Here is a 24,174-nt window from a genome sequence, read left to right on the forward strand (position 1 = left end):
ATGGCGGCCAGATATGATCGATCCCAAGCTCTTCCTTATATCGATCTTCAACGCCGCCGTTGCTGCGGCAGATCCGGAACGCACGATCCGTGATCATTTGCCGGCAAAGCCCAAGGGCCGCACCATCGTCATTGGCGCGGGCAAAGGCTCGGCGCAAATGGCGGCGGCTTTCGAGAAGGTCTGGGATGGTCCGATCGAGGGTCTGGTCGTAACGCGCTACGGCTACGGCGCCAAATGCGAGCGCGTCGAGATCATCGAGGCAGCGCATCCGGTGCCGGATGCGGCCGGCCTCGAAGCCTCGCGGCGCCTGCTGGCAAAGGTCCAGGGGCTGACTACGGACGACCTTGTCGTGGCGCTGATTTCCGGCGGCGGCTCGGCGCTGCTGCCGTCACCGGCCGGCGGTCTGACGCTCGCCGACGAGATCGCCGTCAACGAGGCGCTGCTTGCTTCCGGCGCGCCGATCGCGGCCATGAACACCATCCGCAAACATGTCTCCACCATCAAGGGCGGCCGGCTGGCCGCCGCCGCCTGGCCGGCCAAGGTCGTGTCGCTGGTGGTCTCCGACATTCCCGGCGACAATCCAGCCCTTGTCGCCTCCGGGCCGACCGTTCCCGACACCGGAAGCCGCGAGGATGCCCTGGCGTCTGTTGCGGCCTACGGCATGAAGCTGCCCGACGCGGTGATGGCGCATCTCAATTCGCCGGCGGCCGATGCGCCAAGTCCCGCTGACCAACGCTTTGCCCGCAACGAAGTGCATCTGATTGCCTCGGCCGGTGTGTCTCTGGAAGCAGCGGCAGCGGAAGCGAAACGGCAGGGCATCGACGCCGTCATCCTTTCGGACTCGATCGAGGGGGAAGCGCGTGAAGTCGGCGGCGTTCACGCGGCGATCGCGCGCGAAGTGGCGACGCGCAACCGGCCGTTTCCGAAACCTGTTCTGGTCCTGTCCGGCGGTGAAACAACCGTAACGCTGCGTGCCAAGGGCAAGGGCGGCCGCAACTCGGAATTCCTGCTCGCCTTCGCCGTCGGCATCAACGGCGTGGAGGGCATTCATGCGCTGGCCGCCGACACCGATGGCATCGACGGCTCGGAAAGCAATGCCGGCGCCTTCGCCGACGGCTCGACCGTGTCGCGCATGCGGGCAGTGGGCGTGGATGCCAAGGCGATGCTGGCCGGCAACAACGCCTGGACGGCTTTCAATGCGGTCGGCGATCTGTTTGTGCCGGGTCCTACGGGCACGAATGTGAATGATTTGAGGGCGATCCTGGTTCGATAGAGCGCGCCACACTGCCCTCTTCACAAGCGTAAGCGCTGCCCCTCATCCGCCTGCCGGCACCTTCTCTCCGTATAGTGACGGGGAGAAGGGAGATAGACGCGCCTTCGCAACCTTCTTGCGACGTGGACGATTGGCGAAAGCGCTGAAGACGGCGTCTTTCTCCCCGTCACTTATACGGGGAGAAATGTCCGGCAGGACAATGAGGGGCGGCGCTGACATATGCCGGATTAAGCTGCCATCAGCCGCCTCACCTCCCGCATGTCCCGCAAAAACCGCTCGCGTTCTGCTTCCTTCTCCACCGGCTCTTGGATGCGCAGGATGAAGGACGGGTGGATGGTGATGAACACGCGCAATCCATCCTCGCGCTCGATCACCTGTCCACGCATCTTCGTCACGGGGATCGCCTTGCCCAGCAGCGACAATGCCGCCGTCGCTCCAAGCGCTACAGCCAATTCCGGCTTGATCAGGGCAAACTCCTGGTCGATCCACCAGCGGCAGGCCTGAACCTCCCCTGCATTGGGCTTTGAATGGATGCGGCGCTTGCCGCGCGGCTCGAACTTGAAATGCTTGACCGCGTTGGTGACATAGACCTTCTGGCGATCGACACCCGCCTCGTCGAGAATGCCGTCGAAAACCTTGCCCGCGGGTCCCACGAAAGGTTTGCCGGCAATGTCTTCCTGATCGCCGGGCTGTTCGCCGACGAAGATCACCTTGGCACCAGCAGGCCCCTCGCCGAACACGGTCTGCGTCGCGTCGCGCCACAACGGGCAGCGCCGGCAACCTTTGGCCGCCTCGCGCAATTCCGGGATGGTGTTCGCCGCCTTGTCGTCACCAGCTTCGGGCAACTCACGTTTCAGCCAATGCTTTGCCTGGACCTTGGCGTGGTGCGGCGCTGGCGTTGTCGGCATCCGGGCAATCATGGCTATAGCGGCCTTGTCCGCTCCTGCGATCAAGTCAGGAATGAGCGAGGCCTCGGGAAGGTTCCGCCAGTATTTCTTCGGCATTTCCTTCTGCATGGCCTTCACCTTCAGCCGCGCCGGGTTGAAGATGTTTTCGAAATAGGTGCGCCACAGCGTCTCGGTGTCATCCTCTGCTGGTGCATCTTCCTTGTTGGCGCCCGGCCCGATGGCGAGCCTTTCGCCGTCCCAATCGGCCGAAGCGTGCGGTGTGAGAATCGTCCAGCGCATGCCGGTGAAGCGCCTGACGAAGAAATCGGCGTTGCGCTCGACGATGAAATGATCCGGCTCGAACCAGGCGACATAGCGCTCGTCCGCGCCATCGCCGATCTTTCGGAAGCGGACGAAGGCGTGCATCTTGTGGCTGTCGCGCCTCACCGCCTTTTCCATGGTTTCGAGCCGCCTTGTGTCGGCGTCCGATGCGATCGCCAGCAGCTTGGGCTCGGCGCGCAGCCGCCACAACATCCGGTAGAGGAAGGCGAAGCGTCCCGGGTCGCGATGGCAGAAGGCGGTTTCGGCCCGCCCGATAAATTCGCGCGGCACCACAAGTTGCGCCCCGTGCGGCCCATCAGGCAAAATATCGCGCGGCGGATCGGACCCGTCCGCGACGCGCCAGCCGATGTCCTCGGGGCGGATTTCGTTCAACGCCAGCCGCCGTGCGGCGTCGCGCCAGCCGGCGAAATCCGTCTCGCTTTCGAGCCACACAGTGTGGCGTGCCAGATCGAGTTCGGCCGGACGCATGATCAAAACAGCGCCAGTTGTTCGCAGGATTGCACGATCTTGCTGCGCAGGCCGGCCTTGTCGGTGAGCGTGCCGGGAGACCAGCCTTCGGCGACGATGAACGGCCGCAGCTTGGCGATCGAATGGCAGAGCCGGCCGACATCCTCGAGCCGCAGTCTCCGATGGCGGCGCGTTTCCAGGATCTTCGCCACCACCTTGGTTCCGAGCCCCGGCACGCGCAACAGCGCCTCCCTGTCGGCCCGGTTGATATCAACGGGAAAGCGTCCGCGGTTGCGCAGCGCCCAGGCGAGCTTCGGGTCGATGGCGAGATCGAGCATGCCATCGCTGCTGCCGGCCAGGATTTCCGGTTGCGAAAATCCATAGAAACGCATCAGCCAATCGGCTTGGTAAAGCCGGTGCTCACGCATCAGCGGCGGCTTCTGGAGTGGCAGTGACGACGACGAATCCGGAATGGGGCTGAAGGCCGAATAATAGACGCGCCGCAGATGGTAGCTGCCGTAAAGCCGGGCGCTGCTGTGCAGAATGCCGTCATCGGACGTCTTGTCGGCGCCGATGATCATCTGCGTCGACTGCCCGCCCGGAGCGAAACGTTCGCGCTTCTTCGTCCGCAATGTGGGCTCGGCCTTCTCCTCGATTTTTCGACGCAGGCCCGCCATCGAAAGCCGGATTGTTTCCGGTCGCTTTTCGGGGGCGAGCTTCTTCACGCCCTCGTCGGTGGGCAGTTCGACATTGATCGACAGTCGGTCGGCATAGAGCCCGGCCTTCTCGATCAGCTCGGCCGATGCCTCGGGGATGGTCTTGAGATGGATGTAGCCGCCGAACTTTTCCTCTAGGCGCAGCCGTCGCGCAACCTCGACCATCTCGCCCATGGTTTCGTCGGGTGAGCGTATGACGCCCGATGACAGGAACAACCCTTCGATGTAATTGCGCCGGTAGAAATCCATCGTCAGCTTCACCACCTCCTCGATGGTGAAGCGCGCGCGCCGCACATTCGAGGACGAGCGGTTGATGCAATAGCTGCAGTCGTAGATGCAGAAATTGGTGAGCAGGATTTTCAGCAGCGAAATGCAGCGGCCATCCGGAGCGTAGGAATGGCAGATGCCCATTCCCTCCGTCGAGCCGATGCCGCCGGATTTCAGCGAGTCGCGCTTGGCAGAGCCCGACGAGGCGCAGGACGCGTCGTATTTTGCGGCATCCGACAGGACCGCCAGTTTTTCGCGAACGGAGAGAGCAGACATATGTTCATGATATGTTCTTGATGCAGTCTGCGCTACCTTTTTTGATGGAGCCGGTCAAAAAGTGATGCGGGAGCGTTTTTCCGGCCCGCTCAAACCTCGTGCAGATAAAGGTGATAGTCCAGTTCGCTGACCGTGCGTGCGACGCGCAGGTATTCGGACTGCTTGATCGCCACGAAGGTGCGGTGCAGATCCTCGCCGAGCGCTCCCTTCAGGAAGCTTGACGCCCTGGCCGCTTCGATGGCGGCGCGCCAGTCGGCGGGCATGGCCGTTTTCGAGGGAGCCGACTCATAGCCATTGCCGGTTGTTTCCGCGCCCGGATCCAGCTTTTCATCAAGACCCTTGACGATCCCGGCGAGCACTGTCGCCGCGATCAGATAGGGGTTGGCATCGACGCCGGATGGACGGTGTTCGATGCGCCTGTTCCTGGCATCGCCAGCCGGCACGCGCAGCGCCACCGAGCGATTGTTGACGCCCCAGGTCGGCGCCACCGGCGCATAGGATTGCGAGACGAAGCGCCGCCAGGAATTGGCGTGCGGCGCAAACACCAGCATCGATTCGGCCATCGTTTGCAGCAGGCCGCCAAGGCCATGCAGGAGGGGGCCCGACCAGCCTTCGCCGTCGGTCTCCGAAAAGACGTTGCGGCCGTCCTTGTCCTGCAGCGAGACATGGAAATGCATGCCCGAGCCGGCATATCTCTCGATCGGCTTGGCCATGAAGCAGGCGGTGACGCCATGTCGGCGCGCCTGGGCCCGTACCAGCCGCTTCAGCATGACCAGATCGTCGGCCGCTCGCATCACGTCCTTGCGGTAGTTCAGCGTCAACTCGTACTGGCCGGGCGCGTATTCGGAGATGACCGTTTCAGCCGGGATGCCCTGTGCCTTCGCGGCGGCATAGATGTCGGAAAACAGCGGCTCCATGCCATGCAGATGATCGACGGAATAGACTTCCGTCTTGCCAGAGACACGGCCATCCAGCACCGCGCGCGCCGGCTGCACCTTGCCGTCGGCATCGCGCTCATTGGCCAGCAGGAAGAATTCCAGTTCGAAGGCGCCCGCGGGGTAGAGCCCCTTGGCCGCCAGGATCTCGACCTGCCGCGCCAGCGCCAACCGGGGATCCGACGACATTGGCTGTCCGTCGAGATGGTACATCGCCATCAGCACCTGGCCTCGTGCCGGGCTGGTGCCATGCAGCGGTACCAGCGTGCCGGGGATCGGCCAGGCCCTCAGGTCGCCGTCGCCGCTGTCCCAGATGAGGCCGGTTTCGTGCACGTCCTCGCCGGTGATGTCGAGGCCGAGGATCGAGATCGGCATGTGCCGGCCACCCTCGAAGATGCTCTTCAGCTCGTGCCGGCGCACGATCTTGCCGCGGCCCACGCCGTTGGCGTCGGTCAGCACGATATCGAACGCCTCGATCTCGGGATGGGCGTCGAGGAAGGCCTGCGCCTCGGTGGGCGTCGAGCCCGAAGGTGAAGTCATGATGGAACCCGGATTAGGCTTGCGCTGTCTGTCTGGCGGCTACCGGCGGCTTGTCTCATGCCGCAAGCTTTGCCGCAACCGCGCTGAAAGCGCTGACCAGCCGGTTGACCTGCGCGCCCGTGGTCGCGGGCGAGATCAGCATCATGTTGTGGAAGGGCGCGATCAGCACGCCGCGATTGACCAGCGCGACATGGATGGCGGCTTCCAGTTCCGGAGCATGCGCGCCCTCCGCTTCCGCGCCATTGCGCAACGGACCTGGCGCGCAGATGAATTCGACTCGGGCGCCGACACGCGCGACATGCCAGGGCAGGCCGCGCCGCTTGATCGCGCGGGTCAGCCCGGCGTCGAGGCGTCGCGCCAGCTCGTCCATGCGGTCATAATTTTCCTGCGTCATCACCTCTTCGAGCGTGGCGCGCATCGTCGCGAACTGCAGCGGATTGGCAGACAGCGTCGTGCCCATGCCCGAATAGCCCGGCTCCTTGGTCCTGTTGTAGTCGGCGTAGCGCGAGGCGACTTCCTCGCTCATGCCCCACACACTTGCCGGCACGCCGCCGGCGATCGGCTTGCCCAGCACGAAGAAATCCGGGTCCAGCCCGTATTTTCTGGTGTAGCCGCCTGGACCGGTCGAGATCGTGTGCGTCTCGTCGATCAGAAGCAGCGTGCCGGTTTCGCGCGTCAGCTTGCGCAGCGCGTCATGGAAGCCCGGATCGGCCAGCACCATGCAGGAGTTGGTCAGCACCGGTTCGGCGATGACACAGGCGACATCGCGGTCCTTCAGCGCTGCCTCGAGCGCCGCGACATCGTTGAATTCGATGACCTTGGTGGTGCGCGTCAGGTCGCGAAACTCGCCCGCCAGTCCAGGCCGGTTGACGGGCTTGCCATCGATCAGCCGCACCATCGTCTCGTCGACCGAGCCGTGATAGCAGCCGTTGAAGACGAGGATCTTCTCGCGTCCGGTGACGGCGCGCGCCACGCGCAGCGCGAAACGGTTGGCGTCGGTGGCCGTCGTCGCGATCTGCCAGAACGGCAGCCCGAAGCGCTGCTGAAGCAGCGGCCCGATCGCGAGCGCATCTTCCGAAGGCAGCATGTAGGTCAGGCCGCGCCCGGCCTGCCGGCGAATGGCGCGCGCCACCGGGGGCGGCGAGTGGCCGAACATCGAGCCGGTATCGCCGAGGCAGAAATCATCCAGCCTGTTTCCGTCAATGTCGGTGATGCTGGCGCCCTTGGCGCTGTCGACCAGGATCGGAAACGGCGTCGGCCAGTCCTTCATCCAGTGCATCGGCACGCCGCCGAAGAAGCCGGGCAAACCGTTGCCGGTCTTGGCCTGCGATTTCGGGCGTGCGGCACGGAAGTCCGCGCCTTCGCTCTCGCGCAATTGCGCGATGCGCTCACGGCTGATGCCACCGATGGTCGTTGAACTGTCGCTGCTGTGCATGGAAACCCCTCTGATGGTTCCTCTTAAACAATGAACCTGCGCGACCGCAATTGGCCGCGCGTCTGCCCTGCATTGGCTCAGCGTCTGGCAACGTCGCTTGACCGTGCCGCCGAAGTCGGCCCCAATATCCCGGGGATTGGGGTGGGAAGCAAAATGCGGACGATCATCTGCGGGACGATGCTGTTCCTGTCGGCCGGCCCGGCTCTTGCCACCGGTGGCATCTGGTGCTCCGTCGACGATGCGGCAGTGAAATTCCAGGTCGATGCGGGCGTCACCACCGGTCTTGGCAGTCCGACCTTCAACTTTCGCGGTGACATCGAAATCAAGGCGAGGCCGGTCGACGATCAGTTGCGAAAGACGACGTTCGAAAATTCCAACCTGACCCAGTACTGGCTCGACGCCAAGGAATTGCGGTTGAACATCTACCACGAGCAGCAGTCGGCCAAGAGGTTCGGTTCGGTGGAACTGACGATCCTGACCAGGGCCAGCGACGAGGGCATCTACGACGGAGACTACAAGCTTGCCGTGTATGACAGCGCGGCCGACATGGAGGGTGACGGCAAGACCGCCGATCTGAGCGGCAAAGTCTCGTGCGGCGCCGAGTGAAGAGGGTCGCAAGACAGAAAGATAGACAACTACGCCGTGATGTCGATGACGCCGCAGTCGCCGGCAGCGCTGCCGAAGGCGATCCGGCGCTCCTCCTTGTCCCACATCATCGAGGTGATGGCGCCCTTGCCTTGCCGCCGCAACAGAACTTCCTTGGCATCGGCGAAACGCACGGCGATCACCATACCGTCCTCATAGCCTATCGCGGCCACCTCCTGGCTCGGGTGGCAGGCAACGCAGGTCACCATCGTGTTGCCGCGCGTGCCGAGTTCCAGCGGCGCCTTGCCCATCGGGCCGTCCTTTGCCTGGAAAGGCCAGACGATCGCCGCCGGCGCGCCGGAACTTGCCAGCCATTTGCCTTTGACGCTCCAGGACAGGCTCTTGACCTTGCCCGGATAGCCGCTCATGCGCATGTGCTTGCCGTCGGCGAGCTTCCAGCCATGCAATGCGTTCTCCTGCATGGTGGTGACGAGGAAGGCACCGTCCGGCGAGAAGGTGATGCCGGTATGCGCGCCGGCCCATTCGAGTTCCACCGGCTTGCCCTCGGCGGCCGGGAAATGCAGCGTCGCGCCGTTGTAGCGTGCAACGCCGAAGCGCATGCCCTTGGGCGAGAATGCAAGCCCCTCGACCGAGCGCGGATGGGCAAATTCCTTGGTCTTGCCGTCGGCGAAGCGCACGAAGGCGCTCTTGCCGGAGGCGTAGGCGATGGCGCCTTGCGGTCCGGCGGCAACGGATGTGACCCACTTCTTGCCGGAACTTGCCACTTCGGCCACATCGCCGCCCGGCTTCACGGCAAACACCTTGCCATCTTCGCCGCCCGTGATCAGCCGGTCGTTGGCCGCATCGTGGAAGGCAGCCAGCAGCCCGTCATTGGCCTGCATCGTCTTGTGGCCGTTGTCGAGCCGATGGACGGCGCCATCTGCCAGCGCGAAATGCGGCACGTCGCCAAGGAAGACGGCGGCGACGCAATGGCCTTCGAGATCAAGCGGGGCGACGGTCGGCATGTCGGGTCTCAACGGTCATTCGTTCGTTCCAGCGCAGGATGACGGTTTCGGCGATCGGAACCGGGCCGCCTTGATAGGTGAAGACGAACCATTTGTCCCAGTTTTCGATCAGCCACGCCTTCGAAAGCCCAGCTTTTTTCTCGAACCGGCTTTCCAAGGGCAGCACGGCGAAGACGAGCCCGGATTTATAGCCCGACACCACGACAAGGCCCATCCCGGCGTTGTCGTCACGAGGATCGAATACCAGCAGGTCAACCGGCCCGGTACCTGGTCCAGTATCGTAATTGTCGGAAAGCCGAACAATGTCGCCGACGGCAATCAAGTCATCGGCGAGATCGAGCAGACGCGGCATCTTCCGGGTCAGGCGGCCTGGCAGGCCTCGAAACTCTTCTTCAGCCGCTCGGCATCGAGGTCGCGGCCGATGAAGACCAGCCGGCTCTCGTGCTTTTCGCCATCCTTCCAGGCGCGCTGGTGGTCCCCTTCGATGATCATGTGCACGCCCTGGATGACATAGCGCTCGTCGTCACCTTTGAGCGCGATGATGCCTTTCAGGCGCAGAATGTTCGGTCCTTCCGCCTGGGTGATCTTCTCGATCCAGGGGAAGAATTTTTTCGGGTCCATCTCGGCGCCGCGCAGCGAGACCGACTTGACTGTCACGTCATGGATATCGGAGGCGTGCGCGTGATCGTGGTGGTGATGATGGTCATGCCCGTCATGATGATGAAGGTCGTGATCGCAATCCGGGCCGCATTCGTGATCGTGGTCGTGATCATGCGCCTCGAGGAAATGCGGGTCGTTCTCCAGCGCGCGCGACAGGTCGAAGGCGCCGCGGTCCAGCACTTCGCTCAGCGCCACGCCGGAGCGCTGGGTGCGGTGAATTTTGGCCGCCGGGTTTATGGCGCGGATCGTCGCCTCGACCTTGGCGAGTTCTTCCGGCGTGACAAGGTCGGTCTTGTTGAGCACGACGACATCGGCGAAGGCGATCTGGTCCTCGGCTTCCTTGGAATCCTTCAGGCGCAGCGGCAGGTGCTTGGCGTCGACCAGCGCCACCACCGCGTCGAGCTTCGTCTTGGAGCGCACGTCGTCATCCATGAAGAAGGTCTGCGCCACCGGCACCGGATCGGCCAGGCCGGTGGTCTCGACGACGATGGCGTCGAAACGGCCGGGCCGGCGCATCAGGCCTTCGACAACGCGGATCAGGTCGCCGCGCACCGTGCAGCAGACGCAGCCATTGTTCATCTCGTAGATTTCCTCGTCGGATTCCACGATCAGGTCGTTGTCGATGCCGATTTCGCCGAATTCGTTGACGATGACGGCGTAGCGCCTGCCATGGTTCTCCGACAGGATACGGTTGAGCAGCGTCGTCTTGCCGGCACCGAGATAGCCGGTGAGAACGGTTACGGGAATTTGCGTCTGCGCTTCGCTCATGGCTTGCCTCGAAGTCCTGGGCCCGGAAAAGGCCCCGATGAAGGGGATTGTCGGTTCCATATAGGGTGTGCGCCGGGCTTTTGCACGAGGCAAACCTGTGGGCCAAGCTGGCGGGCGGGGATTGTCCCAGGGAGCGTTGAGGGCGCTGGGGTTCACCGGATCGGCGGTGAGGCTTTTGGTGATCACCAGGCAGGCTTGTCGTCGGCGTCCCCGACCGCCACATCGCGCCCCGCCTTGTGGCTGGTGTGAATCCCCTGCGCCGGAAACTCGTTTGTCATCTAACTGAAATAAACATCTGGCATCACCACGGCGGACACCGCAATGCTTGCCGGCAAAGCTGTTTCGAGCGCCGGAATCTTTTCGATCGTCGATTGCCAACCGGCCGGCTGCGTCTATGCTATGCGCACCGGTACGGCCGAAGAGGGATGACCATGGCCAAGGCGGACAAGACTGCAACGATGAGCCGGCTGCATTCGGCGGCACGGCTGGCAAGGACCGCGCTGGCGGCCCGGCTCCTGGCGCATGGCTTCTATGCCGGCCAGGACCAGATCATGCTGGCGCTCGACCGCGAGGACGGCCAGACGCCGGGTAATCTCGCCGGCCGCCTGGGCGTGCGACCGCCCACCATCACCAAGACCATCAACCGGCTGCAGGCCCAGGGGTTCCTGGAAAAGCGCGCGTCGGAAGCCGATGCCCGCCAGGCGCATATCTTCCTGACCGACAGCGGCCGCGAAACCATCCGCGCCATCGAAAAGTCGGTGAAGAAGACCGAAAAGCAGGCGCTGAAGGGCCTCGACAAGAAGGATCAGAAGGCCCTTTTCAAGCTGCTTGCCCGCATCGAGGCCAACCTCTCCAACGAGGAATTGGTGCTGGTCGACGACGACGCCGAGTCGGACGACTGACAGCAGCGGTCAGGCCGCGGCCTGCGCCTGATTGCGGATCAGCGAAGCCCAGCGTCCCGGCGTCATGCCGAACGCCTTCTTGAACTGCCTGTTGAAATGGCTCTGGTCGGTGAAGCCGGCGTCGACCGCGATCTGCGCCAGCGGCTCGCCAGCCGCGATCAGCCGCCGCGCCCGCTGAAGCCGGCGCATTACCAGGAAACGATGCGGGCTGGTCGAGAACGCCGCGCGGAAGTGCCGTGACAGCGCATAACGGTCGAGCCCCGTGATCGCTTCCAATTCGTCCGAGCGCACCGGGCGAACGGCATTTTCCGTGAGATAGTCCCGCGCCAGCATCGCCGCACGCCATGCCGTGCCGGCCATCCGCTTTGCCGGTTGGCCGGCATGCCGCGTCACGCTTTGCATCAACTCGGCCAGGAAATCGTCGACGAACAGCTCGTCCAGTTCCTGCTCCAGCGGCCCGAGCGCCGAAAGCAGCGTGGCGCAGAAGGCGTCGTCCGTCACGACACCCTCCTTCACGAAGGGCAGCGAGGCGCCGTCCAGGCATCTGAGCATCAATGATGGCTCGAGATAGAGCATCCTGTAGCGCAGGCCTTCCTCGGTGCCGGCGCCGCCATCATGCAATTCGTCCGGATGCAGGACGATGATCTGGCCCGGCAGGCTCACCCGCGTCGCGCCGCGATAGCGGAAGGTCTGCACGCCCTGAAGCGTCACGCCGATCGCGTAGGTGTCGTGGCGATGCGGATCGAAGGCGCTTCCGTGGAACCGCGCCTCGATGCGCTCCATGCCGGCGGGATCGGAAGCGGAGATGATGCAGTTCTCCGCCGCATCCGCGCACAAACGTCCAAGACCCTCGAAGGCCTGGCGGTCTAGTTCGAACGACATCGTCTCCTTCAGCCTCGAAATCGGGGCTTCATCTCGAATGGTCCATTTTCTCATGTTCGACACGAAATTTGCAATCGTCCTGCGTGAAGACCTGCCCATCTGGCAGAAACTCAACGTTACCGCCTTCCTGACCAGCGGCATCGTCGCGCAGTTTCCGGGCATCATCGGGGAACCCTACCGCGATCGCGCCGGCAATCTCTACAACCCCCTTTCGGTCCAACCCGTGATCGTGCTCTCGGCCGACCAGGATACGCTCGCCGCGATCCATCGGCGCACGCTGGAGCGCGGCGTGACAGTCTCTCTCTATGTCGAGGAGATGTTTTCCACGGGCCTCGACGCCGCCAACCGCGCCGTCTTCGCCCAGTTCGCGCCCGAGGACGCCAAGGTGGTCGGCATCGCGCTGCGCGCCGAGAAGAAGGTGGTCGACAAGATCACCAAGGGCGCCCGCATGCATGCATAGCAGCCTGGCTGGAGCTAAGCCTGACGGCGACTGTTGTTGTGCCAACTGGCCGCGGCGCGGCGGCGGTAGGACAATTGGCTTGCCCGAAGGCTTCAATTCCCGCAAAGGTGGGCTCCAGCCCAGCTTTTACCCCGGCCTGCACGTGAATCCTTCCCAAAGATATGTCGAAAGCGCAACGCCGCCGGTGGCGATCCTGTGCATGCTCACCACCTACGTCTTCTTCACCTTCCTCGACACATCGAGCAAATATCTCGTCCTTGCCGGCGTTTCCGTGCTGGTCGTCGCCTGGGTGCGCTTCGCCGTCCATGTGGTGCTGGTCGGGGCATTGCTGCGCGGCTGGCGCGAGCCGGCGCGGTTTCGCCCCGCCAACCTGCCGGCGCATGTGCTGCGCGGCGCGTTCCTGTTCGGCTCGACCATCTTCAACGTGCTCGCCCTGCGCTCGCTGCAACTGGCCGAGACCACGTCGATCTATTTCTTCGGACCGATGGTGATCACCGCTCTCGCCGGCCCGCTGCTTGGCGAATGGGCCGGCTGGCGGCGCTGGCTGGCCATCCTGACTGCCTTCGCCGGTGTTCTGATCATCACCAGGCCGGGCGTCGGCGTCTTCGGCGTAGGCCACCTCTTCGCACTGGGTTCGATGCTGTCGAACAGCTTCTATGTCATCATGACGCGGCGCATGTCGGCGACCGAGACGCCGGAAAGCCTGATCCTGTTCTCGGCGCTGGCGCCCGCCGTGCTGCTCTTGCCGATGCTGCCGTTCTCCTTCTCGCTGCCGCATGATGGCTGGCACTGGTTCGTGCTGCTGATGCTCGGCGTTTTCGGCGGTGTCGGGCATTGGTTGCTGGTGCAGGCCTACCGGCGGGCGACCACCACGGCGCTCGCTCCCTATCCCTATTCGCAGATGGTGTGGATGATCATTTCTGGCTGGATCGTCTTCAACCAGTTTCCTGATCGCTGGACGCTCCTCGGTGCCGCCATCATCGTCGCCAGCGGCCTCTACATCGTCCACCGCGAGCACCGGCTTCGGCTGCGCAGCCGGGCTGTCTCCGATGTCGAGGCCGAGGCGCTGGCAAAAAAACTTTGACTTGCCCCTGATCAATGGCATAACGCCGCGTTTAAAAAGTTTAAAAACCCGGGGAGCGAAGGCTGGCACAGAAGATCAAGCTGTCGACGATCGCGGATGCGCTCGGCGTGTCCACGGCCACGGTTTCGCTGGCGCTGCGCGACAGCCCGCTGGTTGCCGGCTCGACACGCGACCGCATCAAGGAACATGCGCGCGCCATCGGCTATATCTACAACCGCCGCGCCGCAAGCCTGCGTACCTCGCGCTCGGGCATTGTCGGCGTGGTCGTGCACGACATCATGAACCCGTTCTTCGCCGAGATATTGCGCTCGATCGAAAGCGAGCTCGACCGCAGCCGGCAGACCTTCATCCTCTCCAATCACTACGACCAGCTGGAAAAGCAGCGCACCTTCATCGACACGTTGCTGCAGCTCGGCGCCGATGGCGTCATCATGTCTCCGGCCATCGGCACGCCTGCCTCCGACATATTGATGGCACAGGAGAACGGCCTGCCGGCGGTGCTGATCGCGCGCACGGTCGAAGGCGCCGACGTGCCGGTTTTTCGTGGCGACGATGCCTATGGAACGGGGCTCGCCACCAATCACCTGATCTCGCTCGGCCACAAGCGCATCGCCATGATCGGCGGCACCGACCAGACCTCGACCGGCCGCGACCGCTACCAGGGCTATGTCAACGCCATGGAGGCGGCTGGGCTTGAGGTCAGGCCGTCCTGGCGCATATCAGGCCCGCGCACCAAGCAGGCCGGCTTCGAGGCAGCCGGGCAGTTCCTGGCGCTGAAGGACAGGCCGACGGCGGCATGCTGCTGGAACGACCTCGTCGCCATCGGCTTGATGAACGGCATAGCCCGGGCCGGGCTGGTGCCCGGGATCGACATTTCCGTCACCGGCTATGACGATCTCGAAGAGGCGGCGATCGCCACGCCGGCGCTGACCACAGTCTGGAACGGCCAGCGCGAGGTTGGCCGCCGCGCCGCCAGCGCGTTGCTCGACAAGCTCAACGGGCAGACGGTGCGGCCCTCGCAGGAACTGATCAAGCCGGAGCTGCATGTGCGCCAGTCGACCGGCAAACCGGTGGAGCGTGCATGACCGGGGCTGAAGAATTGAAAGCCGTCGCCATTCTGGTGCCGGCGGACTTCACCGGCCATGCTGCCGATCGCATCGAGGGGACGTTCAGGCGTATCGGCATCGAGCGTGCCGATGCGGCGCTGGTTACAGACGAGATGCGCCGCACGGTGCGCGGCATTGCCTCGTTTGCGGGCATCAACGCGGCGATGATGGATGCGCTGCCCAACCTCGAACTCGTCGCCTCCTTCGGCGTAGGCTATGATTCGGTCGATGTCGGCCATGCCCAGGCGAAGAACATCATGGTCACCAACACGCCCGACGTGCTGACCGAGGAAGTCGCCGACACCGCCGTCGGGCTGCTGATCAACACCGTCCGCGACCTGCCGCGAGCCGAGACGTGGCTGCGTGACGGCAGCTGGGCGTGCAAGGGCAACTATCCGCTGAGCCGGCTGACCTTGCGCACGCGCCGCGTCGGCATTTTCGGCATGGGCCGCATCGGGCAGGCCATCGCGCGGCGGCTGGAGGCGTTCGGACTGCCGGTCTCCTATCACAACCGCCGCTGTGTCGAAGGTCTTTCCTACCCCTACCACGCAACGCTCAAAGGTCTCGCCGAAGCGGTCGACACGCTGATTTCAGTGGCCCCTGGCGGCGCTTCGACCCAAAAGGCGGTCAATGCCGAAATCCTGTCGGCCCTTGGCGCGAAGGGCGTCTTCATCAACATCGGTCGCGGCAGCACGGTCGATGAGGCGGCGCTGGCGGCGGCCCTTGCCGAAGGCACGATCGCAGCCGCCGGGCTCGATGTCTTCGCCAGCGAACCGAACGTGCCGCAAGCGCTGCTCGATGCGCCCAATGCCAGCCTGTTGCCGCATGTCGGCTCCGCGTCGGAACATACGCGGCGCGCCATGGCGGATCTGTGCGTCGACAATCTCATATCGTGGTTCACCGAACGGCGGCCGCTGACGCCGGTGCCCGAGACGGCGCATGTAAAGGCACAAGGCTGAGACCTGGCCCCGCCACATTTATTAACGTCGGCTTAACCCTTTGAAATCATTCTTCATCCAGTGTTCGCGCTTGGGTGAAGGCCAGAATGAAAATCCTCTCCGCATTGATCGCCGCCACCGCCCTGTTTGGCGGCGTGCAGCTCTTTAACGGCGGCGGCGGGGAAAGCACCGCCGATGAGGTCGCGCCGGCCAATACCTACAGGCTCATTGCCAACGGCGACGAAGGGGTCTGCTCGGTCACGCGCGGCGCCTCGGTTTCGCAGGATTTGTCGCTGCTGACGGTTGCACAGAATTGCCGCCGGCTCCTGCCAGGAATCGAACGGGCGAAGTTCTGGCGCGAAGCGCAGGACGGAAGCGTTGCCTTCAGCGCCGACGGCATCGATCCGATCGTCACCTTCGCTGTTGCCGATGGCGATGGCTATGAATCCTACGCTCCGGCCATGCCGCTGCTGTCACTCGCGGCCGCCGGCAACTGACTACTCCGCCGCCGCCCGCGCGCCCGCTCTGGCGGCCGCATGCAGGCGCACCGCGTCACCGAAGGCCCGGAAGATCTTGACCGATATGCTGTCGGACTTGACCCAGTATTCCGGATGCCACTGAACGCCGACGGCGAAGGCGCGGGCGCCCTTGACCGACACCGCTTCGACCGTGCCATCGGTGGCGACGGCCTCGATCTCCAGCTTCGACCCAAGTCGGTCGATCGCCTGGCGGTGCAACGAATTGACCTTGATGTCGCCGGGGCCGAAAACGCCGGCAAGGCAGCTGCCCGGCTTGATCGAAACGGTCTGGTGGATGGCGAAGCGTTCGTCCTGGATATCGCTCACCGGCGCGCGATGGTCGAGCGAGCCCTCGCGTTCCTGGATTTCGGTGCCAAGCGTGCCGCCAAGCGCCACGTTCAACTCCTGGATGCCGCGGCAAATGGCAAGCAGCGGCACGCCGCGCTCGATCGCCTTGCGGATCAGCGGCAGCGTGGTGGAGTCGCGCGCGGGGTCATAGGGACCATTCGCCTCGCTGGCATCGCCGCCATAGAGCGAGGGATCGACATTGGATTTCGAGCCGGTGAGCATGACCCCGTCGACGGAAGCCAGAAGTTCGTCGAAGTCGAGCCGGCCGCCGAAGGAAGGCACGAGCAGGGGGAAGACACCGGCTCCCGTGATCGCCGCTTCCAGATATTGCTGCGGGGCGGCATGCCAGGTGTAGTTATCGAACTGACGGACGTCGGTCGATATGGCGACGAGCGGCTGATGCATTTTGGATCGGGTTTCCAGCTGGACACGGGTATATCGCCTGCAAAATAGGCGATCTCAAGGCATTTTTCCATGCCAAGTTACGGCGTGTCGAATGGGCCACGAAACCATCCGTTAGACTATAGTTGCAAGTTCGCACGGGCTGATCGCCAAATCCGGCCGCTGTGCTGGACTACATATCTCGCCTGTGTATTGTTTCGGCCGACCGATGCGGGAGCCGAGGAATTCTCGAACGTCGGTCTGTTGATCCAAAAGGGAGGAACTTCATGGATCGTCGTTCATTCATCCGCAAGGCAGGCGTCACAGGCGTCGGCGCCGCCGCGGCGGCGGCCACGCTCGCCGCGCCCGCCATCGCCCAATCCAATCCCAAGGTGACATGGCGGCTGGCGTCGTCCTTCCCGAAGTCGCTCGACACCATCTATGGCGGCGCGGAGGTCTTCTCCAAGATGCTGTCGGAAGCCACCGACGGCAATTTCCAGATCCAGGTCTTTGCCGCGGGCGAACTGGTGCCCGGCCTGCAAGCCGCCGACGCCACCACGGCCGGCACGGTCGAGGCCTGCCACACGGTGGCATATTACTATTGGGGCAAGGACCCCACCTGGGCGCTGGGCGCCGCGGTCCCCTTCTCGCTCAACGCGCGCGGCATGAACGCCTGGCACTACCATGGCGGCGGCATCGACCTGTTCAACGAATTCCTGGCCACGCAAGGCCTGTTCGGCCTGCCCGGCGGCAACACCGGCGTGCAGATGGGCGGCTGGTTCCGCAAGGAGATCAACACGGTCGCCGATCTCTCCGGCCTCAAGATGCGCATCGGCGGTTTCGCCGGCAAGGTGGTGCAGAAGCTCGGCGTCGTGCCGCAGCAGATCGCCGGCGGTGACATCTATCCGGCGCTGGAAAAGGGCACCATCGACGCCGCTGAATGGGTCGGCCCCTATGACGACGAGAAGCTCGGCTTCTACAAGGTCGCGCCCTATTACTACTATCCCGGCTGGTGGGAAGGCGGCCCGACCGTCCATCTGATGTTCAACAAGGCGAAATATGAAGAGCTTTCGCCGACTTACAAATCGCTGCTGCGCACGGCCGCGCAGGCCACCGACGCCGACATGCTGCAGAAATACGATTATGTAAATCCGCCGGCGGTGAAGCGGCTGGTGGCGGGCGGCGCCAAACTGCGTCCCTTCAGCCAGGACATCATGGCCGCCTGCTTCGAAAAGGCCAATGAGGTCTATACCGAAATGGAAGCGTCCAACGCGCCCTTCAAGAAGATCTGGGAATCGATCAAGGGCTTCCGCAAGGAGCATTATCTCTGGGCGCAGGTGGCCGAGTACAATTACGACACCTTCATGATGGTGCAGCAGCGCAACGGCAAGCTGTAGCGCGGGGGGGAAGCCCCGATCTCGTGCCTGTCTGTCGGGCATTGGCGCTGCCCCTCACCTGCCTGCCGGCATCCTCTCCCCGTATGGTGACGGGGAGAGGGGAGCCGTCATCGGCGGGTTCGCCAATCGCTAACGTTGCAATGCACCTCAGACCCGCGCCGGCACCACCAGCACCTTGACCTCGCCGGGCGCCGGCGGGTTGGCGATGACGGCCGGAGCTTCTTCCAGCGGCACCTGTCTGGAGATCAGCCGGTCGATCTCGATCGCGCCGGATGCGATCAGCTCCGCCGCGCGGCGGTGCGTGTGTGGATTGAGGAAGGAGCCCAGCACCTTCAGCTCGCGAAACAACAGGTCGAACGGCTCGAACTCAGCTTTCATGCCTTGCGGCGTCACGCCGACAATAACGACCGTGCCGCCGGCCCTGGACAGCCGCATCGACTGTTCGACGGTCTCCCGCACGCCGGCGCACTCGAACACGACATCGACCCCGCCCGGGATCAAGCCTGCCGGCCCGCAGATCATATCCACGACATCGCCGGCTGAAGGGTCGACCGTCGACGTCGCGCCGAGTTCTTCGGCAAGCGCGCGCCGTGAGGCCTGTCTGGTCGACAGGATGATGGTCGAGGCGCCGGCCAGCCGCGCCAGCTGCACGGTGAGCAGGCCGATGACGCCCCCGCCAAGCACCACCACCGAGCCGCCCGGCCTGATCCCGGCAAGATCGAGGCCATGCAGGCAGCAGCCGAGCGGCTCGCAGAACGCGCCATGGGTCGGCGGCAAGCCGGCGGGGAGCAGGAAGGCCTGTTTCTGCGGCAGCACGACATAATCGGCGAAGCCGCCGTCGCGGTGGATGCCGATGGCGTTGAGATTGCGGCACAGATTGATCCGGCCGGCATGGCAATGGTCGCAGCGCCCGCAGGCGATGTTGGGATCGCCGGTGACACGGTCGCCGATCGAAAATCCCGACACGCCGGCTCCGACGGCCTCGATGATGCCGGAGAATTCGTGTCCGGGCGTCACCGGAGGCCGGCAGGGAAACTCGCCATGGAACAGATGCCGGTCTGTGCCGCAGACGCCGCAGGCCTCGATCCGCACCAGGAGATCGTCCGGTCCGGGGACAGGCTTGGCGATGTCGCGCAGCGTGATGCTGCCAACCGCTTCGAGCCTTACGGCTTTCATGGCTGTGCCTCCATCAGTTGAAGTTCGGCGGTTGCGACAGGTCGGGCGCCGGCGTTGCCGGCTTGGCCGGCGGCGCGTCGCCGAAACTTGGAGGCTGCGACAGATCAGGGCTTCCTGGGGCTGCCGGTGCCGCGCCGCCATTGGCGGGTGGCGCGCCGAGCGGTGACAGGCCGGGCACCTCGGGCACCTTGTAGTCGATCGTGCCAGGGTCGACCGTGTCGCCCTTGTAGCGCATCACCATTTGCGGGAAGGCGATGGTCAGGCCGATCATCACCACCTGGATGCAGACGAACGGCACCGCGCCCCAATAGATCTGGCCCGTGGTGACCGGTGCGATCTGCTTGCCGGTGATCCTGTCGAGATAGGGCACCCGCGCCGCCACCGAACGCAAATAGAACAGCGCGAAGCCGAACGGCGGATGCATGAAGGAGGTCTGCATGTTGACGCCGAGCAGCACGCCGAACCAGATCAGGTCGATGCCGAGCTTGTCGGCGGCGGGCGCCAGCAGCGGCACGATGATGAAGGCCAGTTCGAAGAAATCGAGGAAGAAGGCCAGGAAGAAGACGAGAATGTTGACGCCGATAAGGAAGCCGACTTCGCCGCCCGGCAGCGAGGTCAAGAGATGTTCGACCCAGATCTGGCCATTGACCCCGTAGAAGGTGAGCGAGAACACGCGCGCGCCGATCAGGATGAACAGCACGAAGGATGACAGCCTCGTCGTCGAGGCCAGCGCCTGCTTGATCACCTCCAGCGACAGCCGGCCCTTGGCGGCGGCCATGGCCAGTGCGCCGACGGCGCCCATGGCGCCGCCTTCGGTCGGCGTGGCGATGCCGAGGAAGATGGTGCCCAGCACCAGGAAGATCAGCGCCAGCGGCGGGATCAGCACGATGACGACCTGCTGTGCCAGCCGCGACATCATGTTGATGTTGAGCCGCCTGTCGGCGATCGCGACGATATAGATCAGGATCACGCCGACGCAGGCGCCAAGGATGTCGGCATCGTCGCCATGGGTCGGCGCCAGGTAACGGTAGGCGGCGTAGGAGACGGCCACCGCCACCGCCAGCGCCACCAGCAGCGACGTCACGCCATGGCCGAGCGTGCGCGCCTCGAGTGGCAGCGCCGGTACCATTTTCGGCCGGAAGACCGACATGAACAGGATGTAGAGCGCGTAAAGCCCGGTCAGGACGAGGCCGGGGATCAGCGCGCCCGCATACATGTCGCCCACCGAACGGCCGAGCTGGTCGGCGAGCACGATCAGCACCAGCGAGGGCGGGATGATCTGGGCGAGCGTGCCCGACGCGGCGATCACGCCCGATGCCAGCCTGCGGTCGTAGCCGTAGCGCAGCATGATCGGCAGCGAGATCAGGCCCATGGCGATGACGGAGGCCGCCACCACGCCGGTGGTTGCCGCCAGCAGCGCGCCGACGAAGATCACGGCATAGGAGAGACCGCCGCGGATCGGCCCGAACAATTGGCCGATCGTGTCGAGCAGATCCTCGGCCATGCCCGATCGCTCGAGCACGATGCCCATGAAGGTGAAGAACGGAATGGCCAGCAGCGTGTCGTTCGACATCACGCGGCTGCCGTAGAAATTGTCCGGCAAGGCGTAGAGAAGCGGCCAGGCAAGGTTGATCGCGCCGCCCGAATAGGGCGTCAGAACCACGCCGATGACGAAGAACAGCAGCCCGTTGGCGGCGAGCGAGAAGGCCACGGGGTAGCCGATCAGCATGAACAGGATCAGCGAGGCGAACATGATGGGCGCCATGTTCAAGGCGATGAACTCCATCACGAGCGCACCTCCTCGGCCAGCGCCTTGGCTTCGAGTTCGGCCTGCTCATGCGCCGAGATGAATGGGTTGGGATCATCCATGATGCCGCGCATGATGGCGATCTTCTTGATGATCTCGGAAATGCCTTGCAGCGCCAGCAGGAAGAAGCCGACCAGCAGGATGGCCTTGGCCGGCCACACGATCAGCCCGCCGGCATTGGTCGACATCTCGCCGCTGTGGAAGGACAGCCTGACATAGGGCACGAAGTAGAACACCATCAGCGTCACGAACGGCATCAGGAACAGGAGGTGGCCGAGCAGGTCGATCCAGTGCTGCACGCGCCGCGGAAACAGCCCGTAGATGATATCGATGCGGATATGCTCGTTCTGCTTCAGCGTGTAGGCGGCGGCGAGCATGAAGGCCGCGCCGAACAGGTACCACTGCAGTTCCAGCCATGCGTTCGAGGATGTGTCGAAGACCTTGCGGATGACGGCGTTGCCGGCGCTGACCAGGATTGCCAGCAGGATCAGCCAGGATACCGATTTGCCGATGAATTCATTGAGGCGGTCGATGCCCCGCGACAGAGCGAGCGGCCCTTCCATGCAGTCCCTCCCTTTTGTCGCTGCGTGCCGGTTTCCCCTCTGTCGTCACGCCGCGTGGCCCAACGGTATGCCGTGCGTGGCCGGACGGGTCAACCAGCATGGAAGCGGCGAAACGGCATGGGACGGAAGGCGGTGCCGGGCGGCTGCGGTTTGCCCCGGCGTCATGCAACCAAAGTCTGATGCGGTCAGGCGATTTTGGCCTGGTCGCGGCCGGCGCCGATCAGGATCAGCATGGCGACCAGGAACAGGTACATCCAGGCGTCGCGCCATTCGATCGGGAAGTAACCGGCCCACAAGGATTCGGCCATGCCGAAGGCGGCCGCGCCCAACGCTGCCCTGGGCGGCGACAGATAACCGCCGACCGACGTCACGAACAGGATTTTCAACCCGTAGACGAGGCCGGAGCCGAAGCTGACATTGCCGTAGTAGAGGCTGGCCATGATGCCGGCCAGCGCGGCGCAGAAGCCGGCGAACAGCACGGCGTGCCGGAACACGCGCCGGACATCGACGCCGCATAGGGCGGCGGCCCTGGGGTCGTCGGAAACGGCGCGCCAGGCCCGGCCGAAATTCGAATGGGCGAACGCCCATGTGGCAAGGGCGACCGCTGCCAGGACGAATGCGCAGTCGAGCACCTGGATCAGCGTCAACGTCGCTTTGAAGCCGGCGCCTTGCGCGAAGACGATGGGCTGCGCCAGCATGGGCGGCAGCCACAGGTCATGCGTATCGGCAGCGATGCGGCTCGCCTCCGACAGGACGATCAGGATGCCGAGCGTCGTCACGACGATGGCATTGGGCGTGCGGTCGGCCAGCGGCTCGAAGACGCTGCGCGATAGGACATGGCTCAGCAGCGCGGCATAGAGGAATGCCGCCACGACGCCGAGCAGCACCGATGCCAGCACCGTCAGCCACAGCACCTGATAGCCGAAGGCGACGGTCAGGATCATCGTCTGGCCGCAAAAGGCGAACAGCGCGCCATAGGCAAGGTTGGTGCGGTGCAGGATGCCGTTGGTCAGCACGTAGCCGAAGGCGAGCAGCGCATAGAGCGCGCCCGAATGCAGCCCGTTCAGCACCTGCTGGAAGAAGTAGAGCATGCACAACCTCGAAGCATGTTGCCCGAAATGCCCGGCGCTGGGGATAACGGCACACCCAAGGCGCCGGCAAGCATATCACGCGTGAAGGTGAGGTTTGCATCGCCGAATCTAACTTGTCAAATGCGATTTATTGGTTAGATTTCAGGAATGACAGTTGCCTGGACCCCGCATCGCTTCACCGGCGGCCTGCTCGCGCTCGATACGGCGAACACCGTCGTGTTGCGCGGCGATCCGCAACGCACCTTCGATCGCTTCGACGATCGGGCCGAAATCGCCCGCTTCGCCGAGGCCGCCAGCGGTTTTCGCGCCGCCGAGCTCGGCGACCGGCGGCTGGCCGTACGCTCGCCTGAGGCCATCGCGCCTGTCGTGCTGTCGATCCGCGAGGCGACCGACCGGCTGTTTCGCGGCGCGGTGTCGAACGGCGCGGTTTCCACGACGGACTTGCCCGGATTTCTGCGCGCCTGTGCCGATGGTCTCGCCGGCAGCCAGACAGGGATCGGCGGGGCGGGAAGGCCGTTCGGCGATCCGGCGACGCCGATAGCCTTCGAGGCCGCGCTGGCGGTTTCGGCGCTTTCGCTGTTGCGCGACGACACGGTCGCGCGGCTCAGGATCTGCCCCAACTGCACATGGTTGTTCGTCGACAGAAGCCGCAATTCCAGCCGTCTCTGGTGCGACATGGCGGTGTGCGGCAACAGGCAGAAGGCGAGCCGTCACTATCGCCGCCGCAGGATGGCGGCCCATGAGGTCAAGGATGCCTAGAGGTCTTGCGCGTTCGCTCGCTGCCGCCATGCTGGTCGCGGCCATGGCACTCGGCGCCTGCCGCGACACCGGCGGGGAGGGCAAGCTGTTCGAGGTCTCGGGCAAGATATTCATCTTCAACTACCGCCTCGCAAGGGCGACCTATGTGGTGACGCTGCGGCCATTGCAGCCGATGGGCGAGGGCCAGGTGGTGGTAGCCAGCTTCCAGAACCCTGCCGGAGGCGACCCGATCGTGGTCGAGCAGAAGGTGTGGCCGAAGCTCGACAAGGTGAGCCTGGAGAGCCCGGCATTGACCTGCATCGTCAAGAACAAACCCTATGCGATCGCAATCAGCATCAAGGGCGCGGACGGCACGGTGCTGCAGAAGATCGACACCACGCTGATGTCGACGGAAGATCAGTCGATCCTGCCCGACCGGCCGCTGGTCATCGACCAGCTTTATACGGCCAATCCCGATCTCGCCGGCCACCCCGATGGCAAGCTGCCGGGCGAGCCGAAGCCGGATTGTTCGAAAGCCGGCTGACGCCGGCATGGCTCCTGTCGGAATTTTCGTGCGCGGCCGCCCTGTCGGAGTCCCCTTTCCTGCGTGATCAGCCACCCGCGTGA

General features: G+C 64.3%; 24 protein-coding genes. 11 read left to right on the forward strand and 13 right to left on the reverse strand.

Going from position 1 to position 24,174, the window contains the following annotated elements; all coding sequences use genetic code 11:
* Positions 1 to 13: 13 nt before the first annotated feature.
* Positions 14 to 1,273, forward strand: coding sequence for a glycerate kinase type-2 family protein (locus tag FFS37_RS00845; RefSeq protein WP_137929039.1), 1,260 nt, complete (start codon positions 14 to 16; stop codon positions 1,271 to 1,273).
* Positions 1,274 to 1,500: 227 nt separating this feature from the next.
* Here the strand turns inward: FFS37_RS00845 and FFS37_RS00850 are convergent, their stop codons facing one another.
* The 4 genes from FFS37_RS00850 to FFS37_RS00865 all read right to left on the reverse strand — a co-directional run bounded on the left by FFS37_RS00850 (position 1,501) and on the right by FFS37_RS00865 (position 7,118).
* A complete protein-coding gene (locus FFS37_RS00850) occupies positions 1,501 to 2,970 on the reverse strand; it encodes a UdgX family uracil-DNA binding protein (protein ID WP_137929040.1) in 1,470 nt (489 codons plus the stop codon).
* A gap of 2 nt (positions 2,971 to 2,972) precedes the next feature.
* Positions 2,973 to 4,208, reverse strand: a complete 1,236-nt coding sequence (locus tag FFS37_RS00855) for a putative DNA modification/repair radical SAM protein (RefSeq protein ID WP_137929041.1) — start codon at positions 4,206 to 4,208, stop codon at positions 2,973 to 2,975.
* Positions 4,209 to 4,297: 89 nt separating this feature from the next.
* Complete coding sequence (locus tag FFS37_RS00860) at positions 4,298 to 5,683, reverse strand: glutamine synthetase family protein (RefSeq protein WP_137929042.1); 1,386 nt, start codon at positions 5,681 to 5,683, stop codon at positions 4,298 to 4,300.
* A 55-nt stretch (positions 5,684 to 5,738) separates the two neighbouring features.
* The gene (locus tag FFS37_RS00865; RefSeq protein ID WP_137929043.1) at positions 5,739 to 7,118 is read right to left on the reverse strand and encodes an aspartate aminotransferase family protein; all 1,380 of its coding nucleotides are present in this window, start codon (positions 7,116 to 7,118) and stop codon (positions 5,739 to 5,741) included.
* 153 nt (positions 7,119 to 7,271) lie between these two features.
* Between FFS37_RS00865 and FFS37_RS00870 the strand changes: the two genes are divergently transcribed.
* Positions 7,272 to 7,724, forward strand: coding sequence for a hypothetical protein (locus tag FFS37_RS00870; RefSeq protein ID WP_137929044.1), 453 nt, complete (start codon positions 7,272 to 7,274; stop codon positions 7,722 to 7,724).
* Positions 7,725 to 7,753: 29 nt separating this feature from the next.
* Here the strand turns inward: FFS37_RS00870 and FFS37_RS00875 are convergent, their stop codons facing one another.
* From FFS37_RS00875 to FFS37_RS00885, 3 genes are read right to left on the reverse strand one after another with little or no spacing between them, the layout of a single operon-like run.
* Positions 7,754 to 8,728: a WD40 repeat domain-containing protein gene (locus tag FFS37_RS00875; protein ID WP_137929045.1), complete on the reverse strand. Its 975-nt coding sequence runs from the start codon at positions 8,726 to 8,728 to the stop codon at positions 7,754 to 7,756.
* A complete protein-coding gene (gene imm45, locus FFS37_RS00880; RefSeq protein ID WP_137929046.1) occupies positions 8,706 to 9,080 on the reverse strand; it encodes an Imm45 family immunity protein in 375 nt (124 codons plus the stop codon). Before imm45 ends, FFS37_RS00875 begins: the two co-directional genes overlap by 23 nt.
* A gap of 8 nt (positions 9,081 to 9,088) precedes the next feature.
* Entirely contained in the window at positions 9,089 to 10,156 is a 1,068-nt protein-coding gene (locus FFS37_RS00885) for a CobW family GTP-binding protein (protein ID WP_137929047.1), read from the reverse strand.
* Between the two features lie 431 nt (positions 10,157 to 10,587).
* Here FFS37_RS00885 and FFS37_RS00890 point away from each other — a divergent pair, with 431 nt between their 5' ends.
* Positions 10,588 to 11,058, forward strand: coding sequence for a MarR family winged helix-turn-helix transcriptional regulator (locus FFS37_RS00890; RefSeq protein ID WP_137929048.1), 471 nt, complete (start codon positions 10,588 to 10,590; stop codon positions 11,056 to 11,058).
* 9 nt (positions 11,059 to 11,067) lie between these two features.
* On the opposite strand, the gene FFS37_RS00895 is transcribed toward FFS37_RS00890, so the two are convergent.
* Positions 11,068 to 11,940 carry an AraC family transcriptional regulator gene (locus FFS37_RS00895; RefSeq protein WP_137929049.1) on the reverse strand — a complete coding sequence of 291 codons (873 nt, stop codon included), beginning with the start codon at positions 11,938 to 11,940 and terminating at the stop codon, positions 11,068 to 11,070.
* Between the two features lie 52 nt (positions 11,941 to 11,992).
* Between FFS37_RS00895 and FFS37_RS00900 the strand changes: the two genes are divergently transcribed.
* The 5 genes from FFS37_RS00900 to FFS37_RS00920 all read left to right on the forward strand — a co-directional run bounded on the left by FFS37_RS00900 (position 11,993) and on the right by FFS37_RS00920 (position 16,025).
* Positions 11,993 to 12,400: a DUF2000 family protein gene (locus tag FFS37_RS00900; RefSeq protein WP_137929693.1), complete on the forward strand. Its 408-nt coding sequence runs from the start codon at positions 11,993 to 11,995 to the stop codon at positions 12,398 to 12,400.
* A 199-nt stretch (positions 12,401 to 12,599) separates the two neighbouring features.
* The gene (locus FFS37_RS00905; RefSeq protein ID WP_171026129.1) at positions 12,600 to 13,484 is read left to right on the forward strand and encodes a DMT family transporter; all 885 of its coding nucleotides are present in this window, start codon (positions 12,600 to 12,602) and stop codon (positions 13,482 to 13,484) included.
* A 62-nt stretch (positions 13,485 to 13,546) separates the two neighbouring features.
* Positions 13,547 to 14,569, forward strand: coding sequence for a LacI family DNA-binding transcriptional regulator (locus FFS37_RS00910; protein WP_137929051.1), 1,023 nt, complete (start codon positions 13,547 to 13,549; stop codon positions 14,567 to 14,569).
* Complete coding sequence (locus FFS37_RS00915; protein WP_137929052.1) at positions 14,566 to 15,549, forward strand: 2-hydroxyacid dehydrogenase; 984 nt, start codon at positions 14,566 to 14,568, stop codon at positions 15,547 to 15,549. The genes FFS37_RS00910 and FFS37_RS00915 overlap by 4 nt, the downstream gene beginning before the upstream one ends.
* Before the next feature lie 86 nt (positions 15,550 to 15,635).
* Positions 15,636 to 16,025, forward strand: coding sequence for a hypothetical protein (locus FFS37_RS00920; RefSeq protein WP_137929053.1), 390 nt, complete (start codon positions 15,636 to 15,638; stop codon positions 16,023 to 16,025).
* Here the strand turns inward: FFS37_RS00920 and FFS37_RS00925 are convergent, their stop codons facing one another.
* Positions 16,026 to 16,799: a gamma-glutamyl-gamma-aminobutyrate hydrolase family protein gene (locus tag FFS37_RS00925; protein ID WP_137929054.1), complete on the reverse strand. Its 774-nt coding sequence runs from the start codon at positions 16,797 to 16,799 to the stop codon at positions 16,026 to 16,028.
* Between the two features lie 263 nt (positions 16,800 to 17,062).
* Between FFS37_RS00925 and FFS37_RS00930 the strand changes: the two genes are divergently transcribed.
* Positions 17,063 to 18,172 (forward strand): TRAP transporter substrate-binding protein, encoded by a 1,110-nt coding sequence (locus FFS37_RS00930; RefSeq protein ID WP_137929055.1) that lies wholly within the window; start codon positions 17,063 to 17,065, stop codon positions 18,170 to 18,172.
* A 147-nt stretch (positions 18,173 to 18,319) separates the two neighbouring features.
* On the opposite strand, the gene FFS37_RS00935 is transcribed toward FFS37_RS00930, so the two are convergent.
* The 4 genes from FFS37_RS00935 to FFS37_RS00950 form a co-directional block, all read right to left on the reverse strand.
* Positions 18,320 to 19,348, reverse strand: a complete 1,029-nt coding sequence (locus FFS37_RS00935) for a zinc-dependent alcohol dehydrogenase family protein (protein WP_137929056.1) — start codon at positions 19,346 to 19,348, stop codon at positions 18,320 to 18,322.
* Positions 19,349 to 19,361: 13 nt separating this feature from the next.
* Positions 19,362 to 21,134 carry a TRAP transporter large permease gene (locus FFS37_RS00940; protein WP_137929694.1) on the reverse strand — a complete coding sequence of 591 codons (1,773 nt, stop codon included), beginning with the start codon at positions 21,132 to 21,134 and terminating at the stop codon, positions 19,362 to 19,364.
* Positions 21,134 to 21,718, reverse strand: coding sequence for a TRAP transporter small permease subunit (locus tag FFS37_RS00945; protein ID WP_137929057.1), 585 nt, complete (start codon positions 21,716 to 21,718; stop codon positions 21,134 to 21,136). Before FFS37_RS00945 ends, FFS37_RS00940 begins: the two co-directional genes overlap by 1 nt.
* A 185-nt stretch (positions 21,719 to 21,903) precedes the next feature.
* Positions 21,904 to 22,809, reverse strand: coding sequence for a branched-chain amino acid ABC transporter permease (locus tag FFS37_RS00950; protein ID WP_137929058.1), 906 nt, complete (start codon positions 22,807 to 22,809; stop codon positions 21,904 to 21,906).
* Between the two features lie 147 nt (positions 22,810 to 22,956).
* On the opposite strand from FFS37_RS00950, the gene FFS37_RS00955 reads away from it, so the two are divergent.
* Both FFS37_RS00955 and FFS37_RS00960 read left to right on the forward strand, forming a co-directional pair.
* Positions 22,957 to 23,568 carry a CGNR zinc finger domain-containing protein gene (locus tag FFS37_RS00955; protein ID WP_137929059.1) on the forward strand — a complete coding sequence of 204 codons (612 nt, stop codon included), beginning with the start codon at positions 22,957 to 22,959 and terminating at the stop codon, positions 23,566 to 23,568.
* Complete coding sequence (locus FFS37_RS00960) at positions 23,561 to 24,091, forward strand: hypothetical protein (RefSeq protein ID WP_137929060.1); 531 nt, start codon at positions 23,561 to 23,563, stop codon at positions 24,089 to 24,091. The genes FFS37_RS00955 and FFS37_RS00960 overlap by 8 nt, the downstream gene beginning before the upstream one ends.
* The last annotated feature ends 83 nt before the right edge of the window (positions 24,092 to 24,174 follow it).

Origin of the sequence: Mesorhizobium comanense (assembly GCF_005503535.1) — a bacterium.
GTDB lineage: Bacteria > Pseudomonadota > Alphaproteobacteria > Rhizobiales > Rhizobiaceae > Mesorhizobium > Mesorhizobium comanense.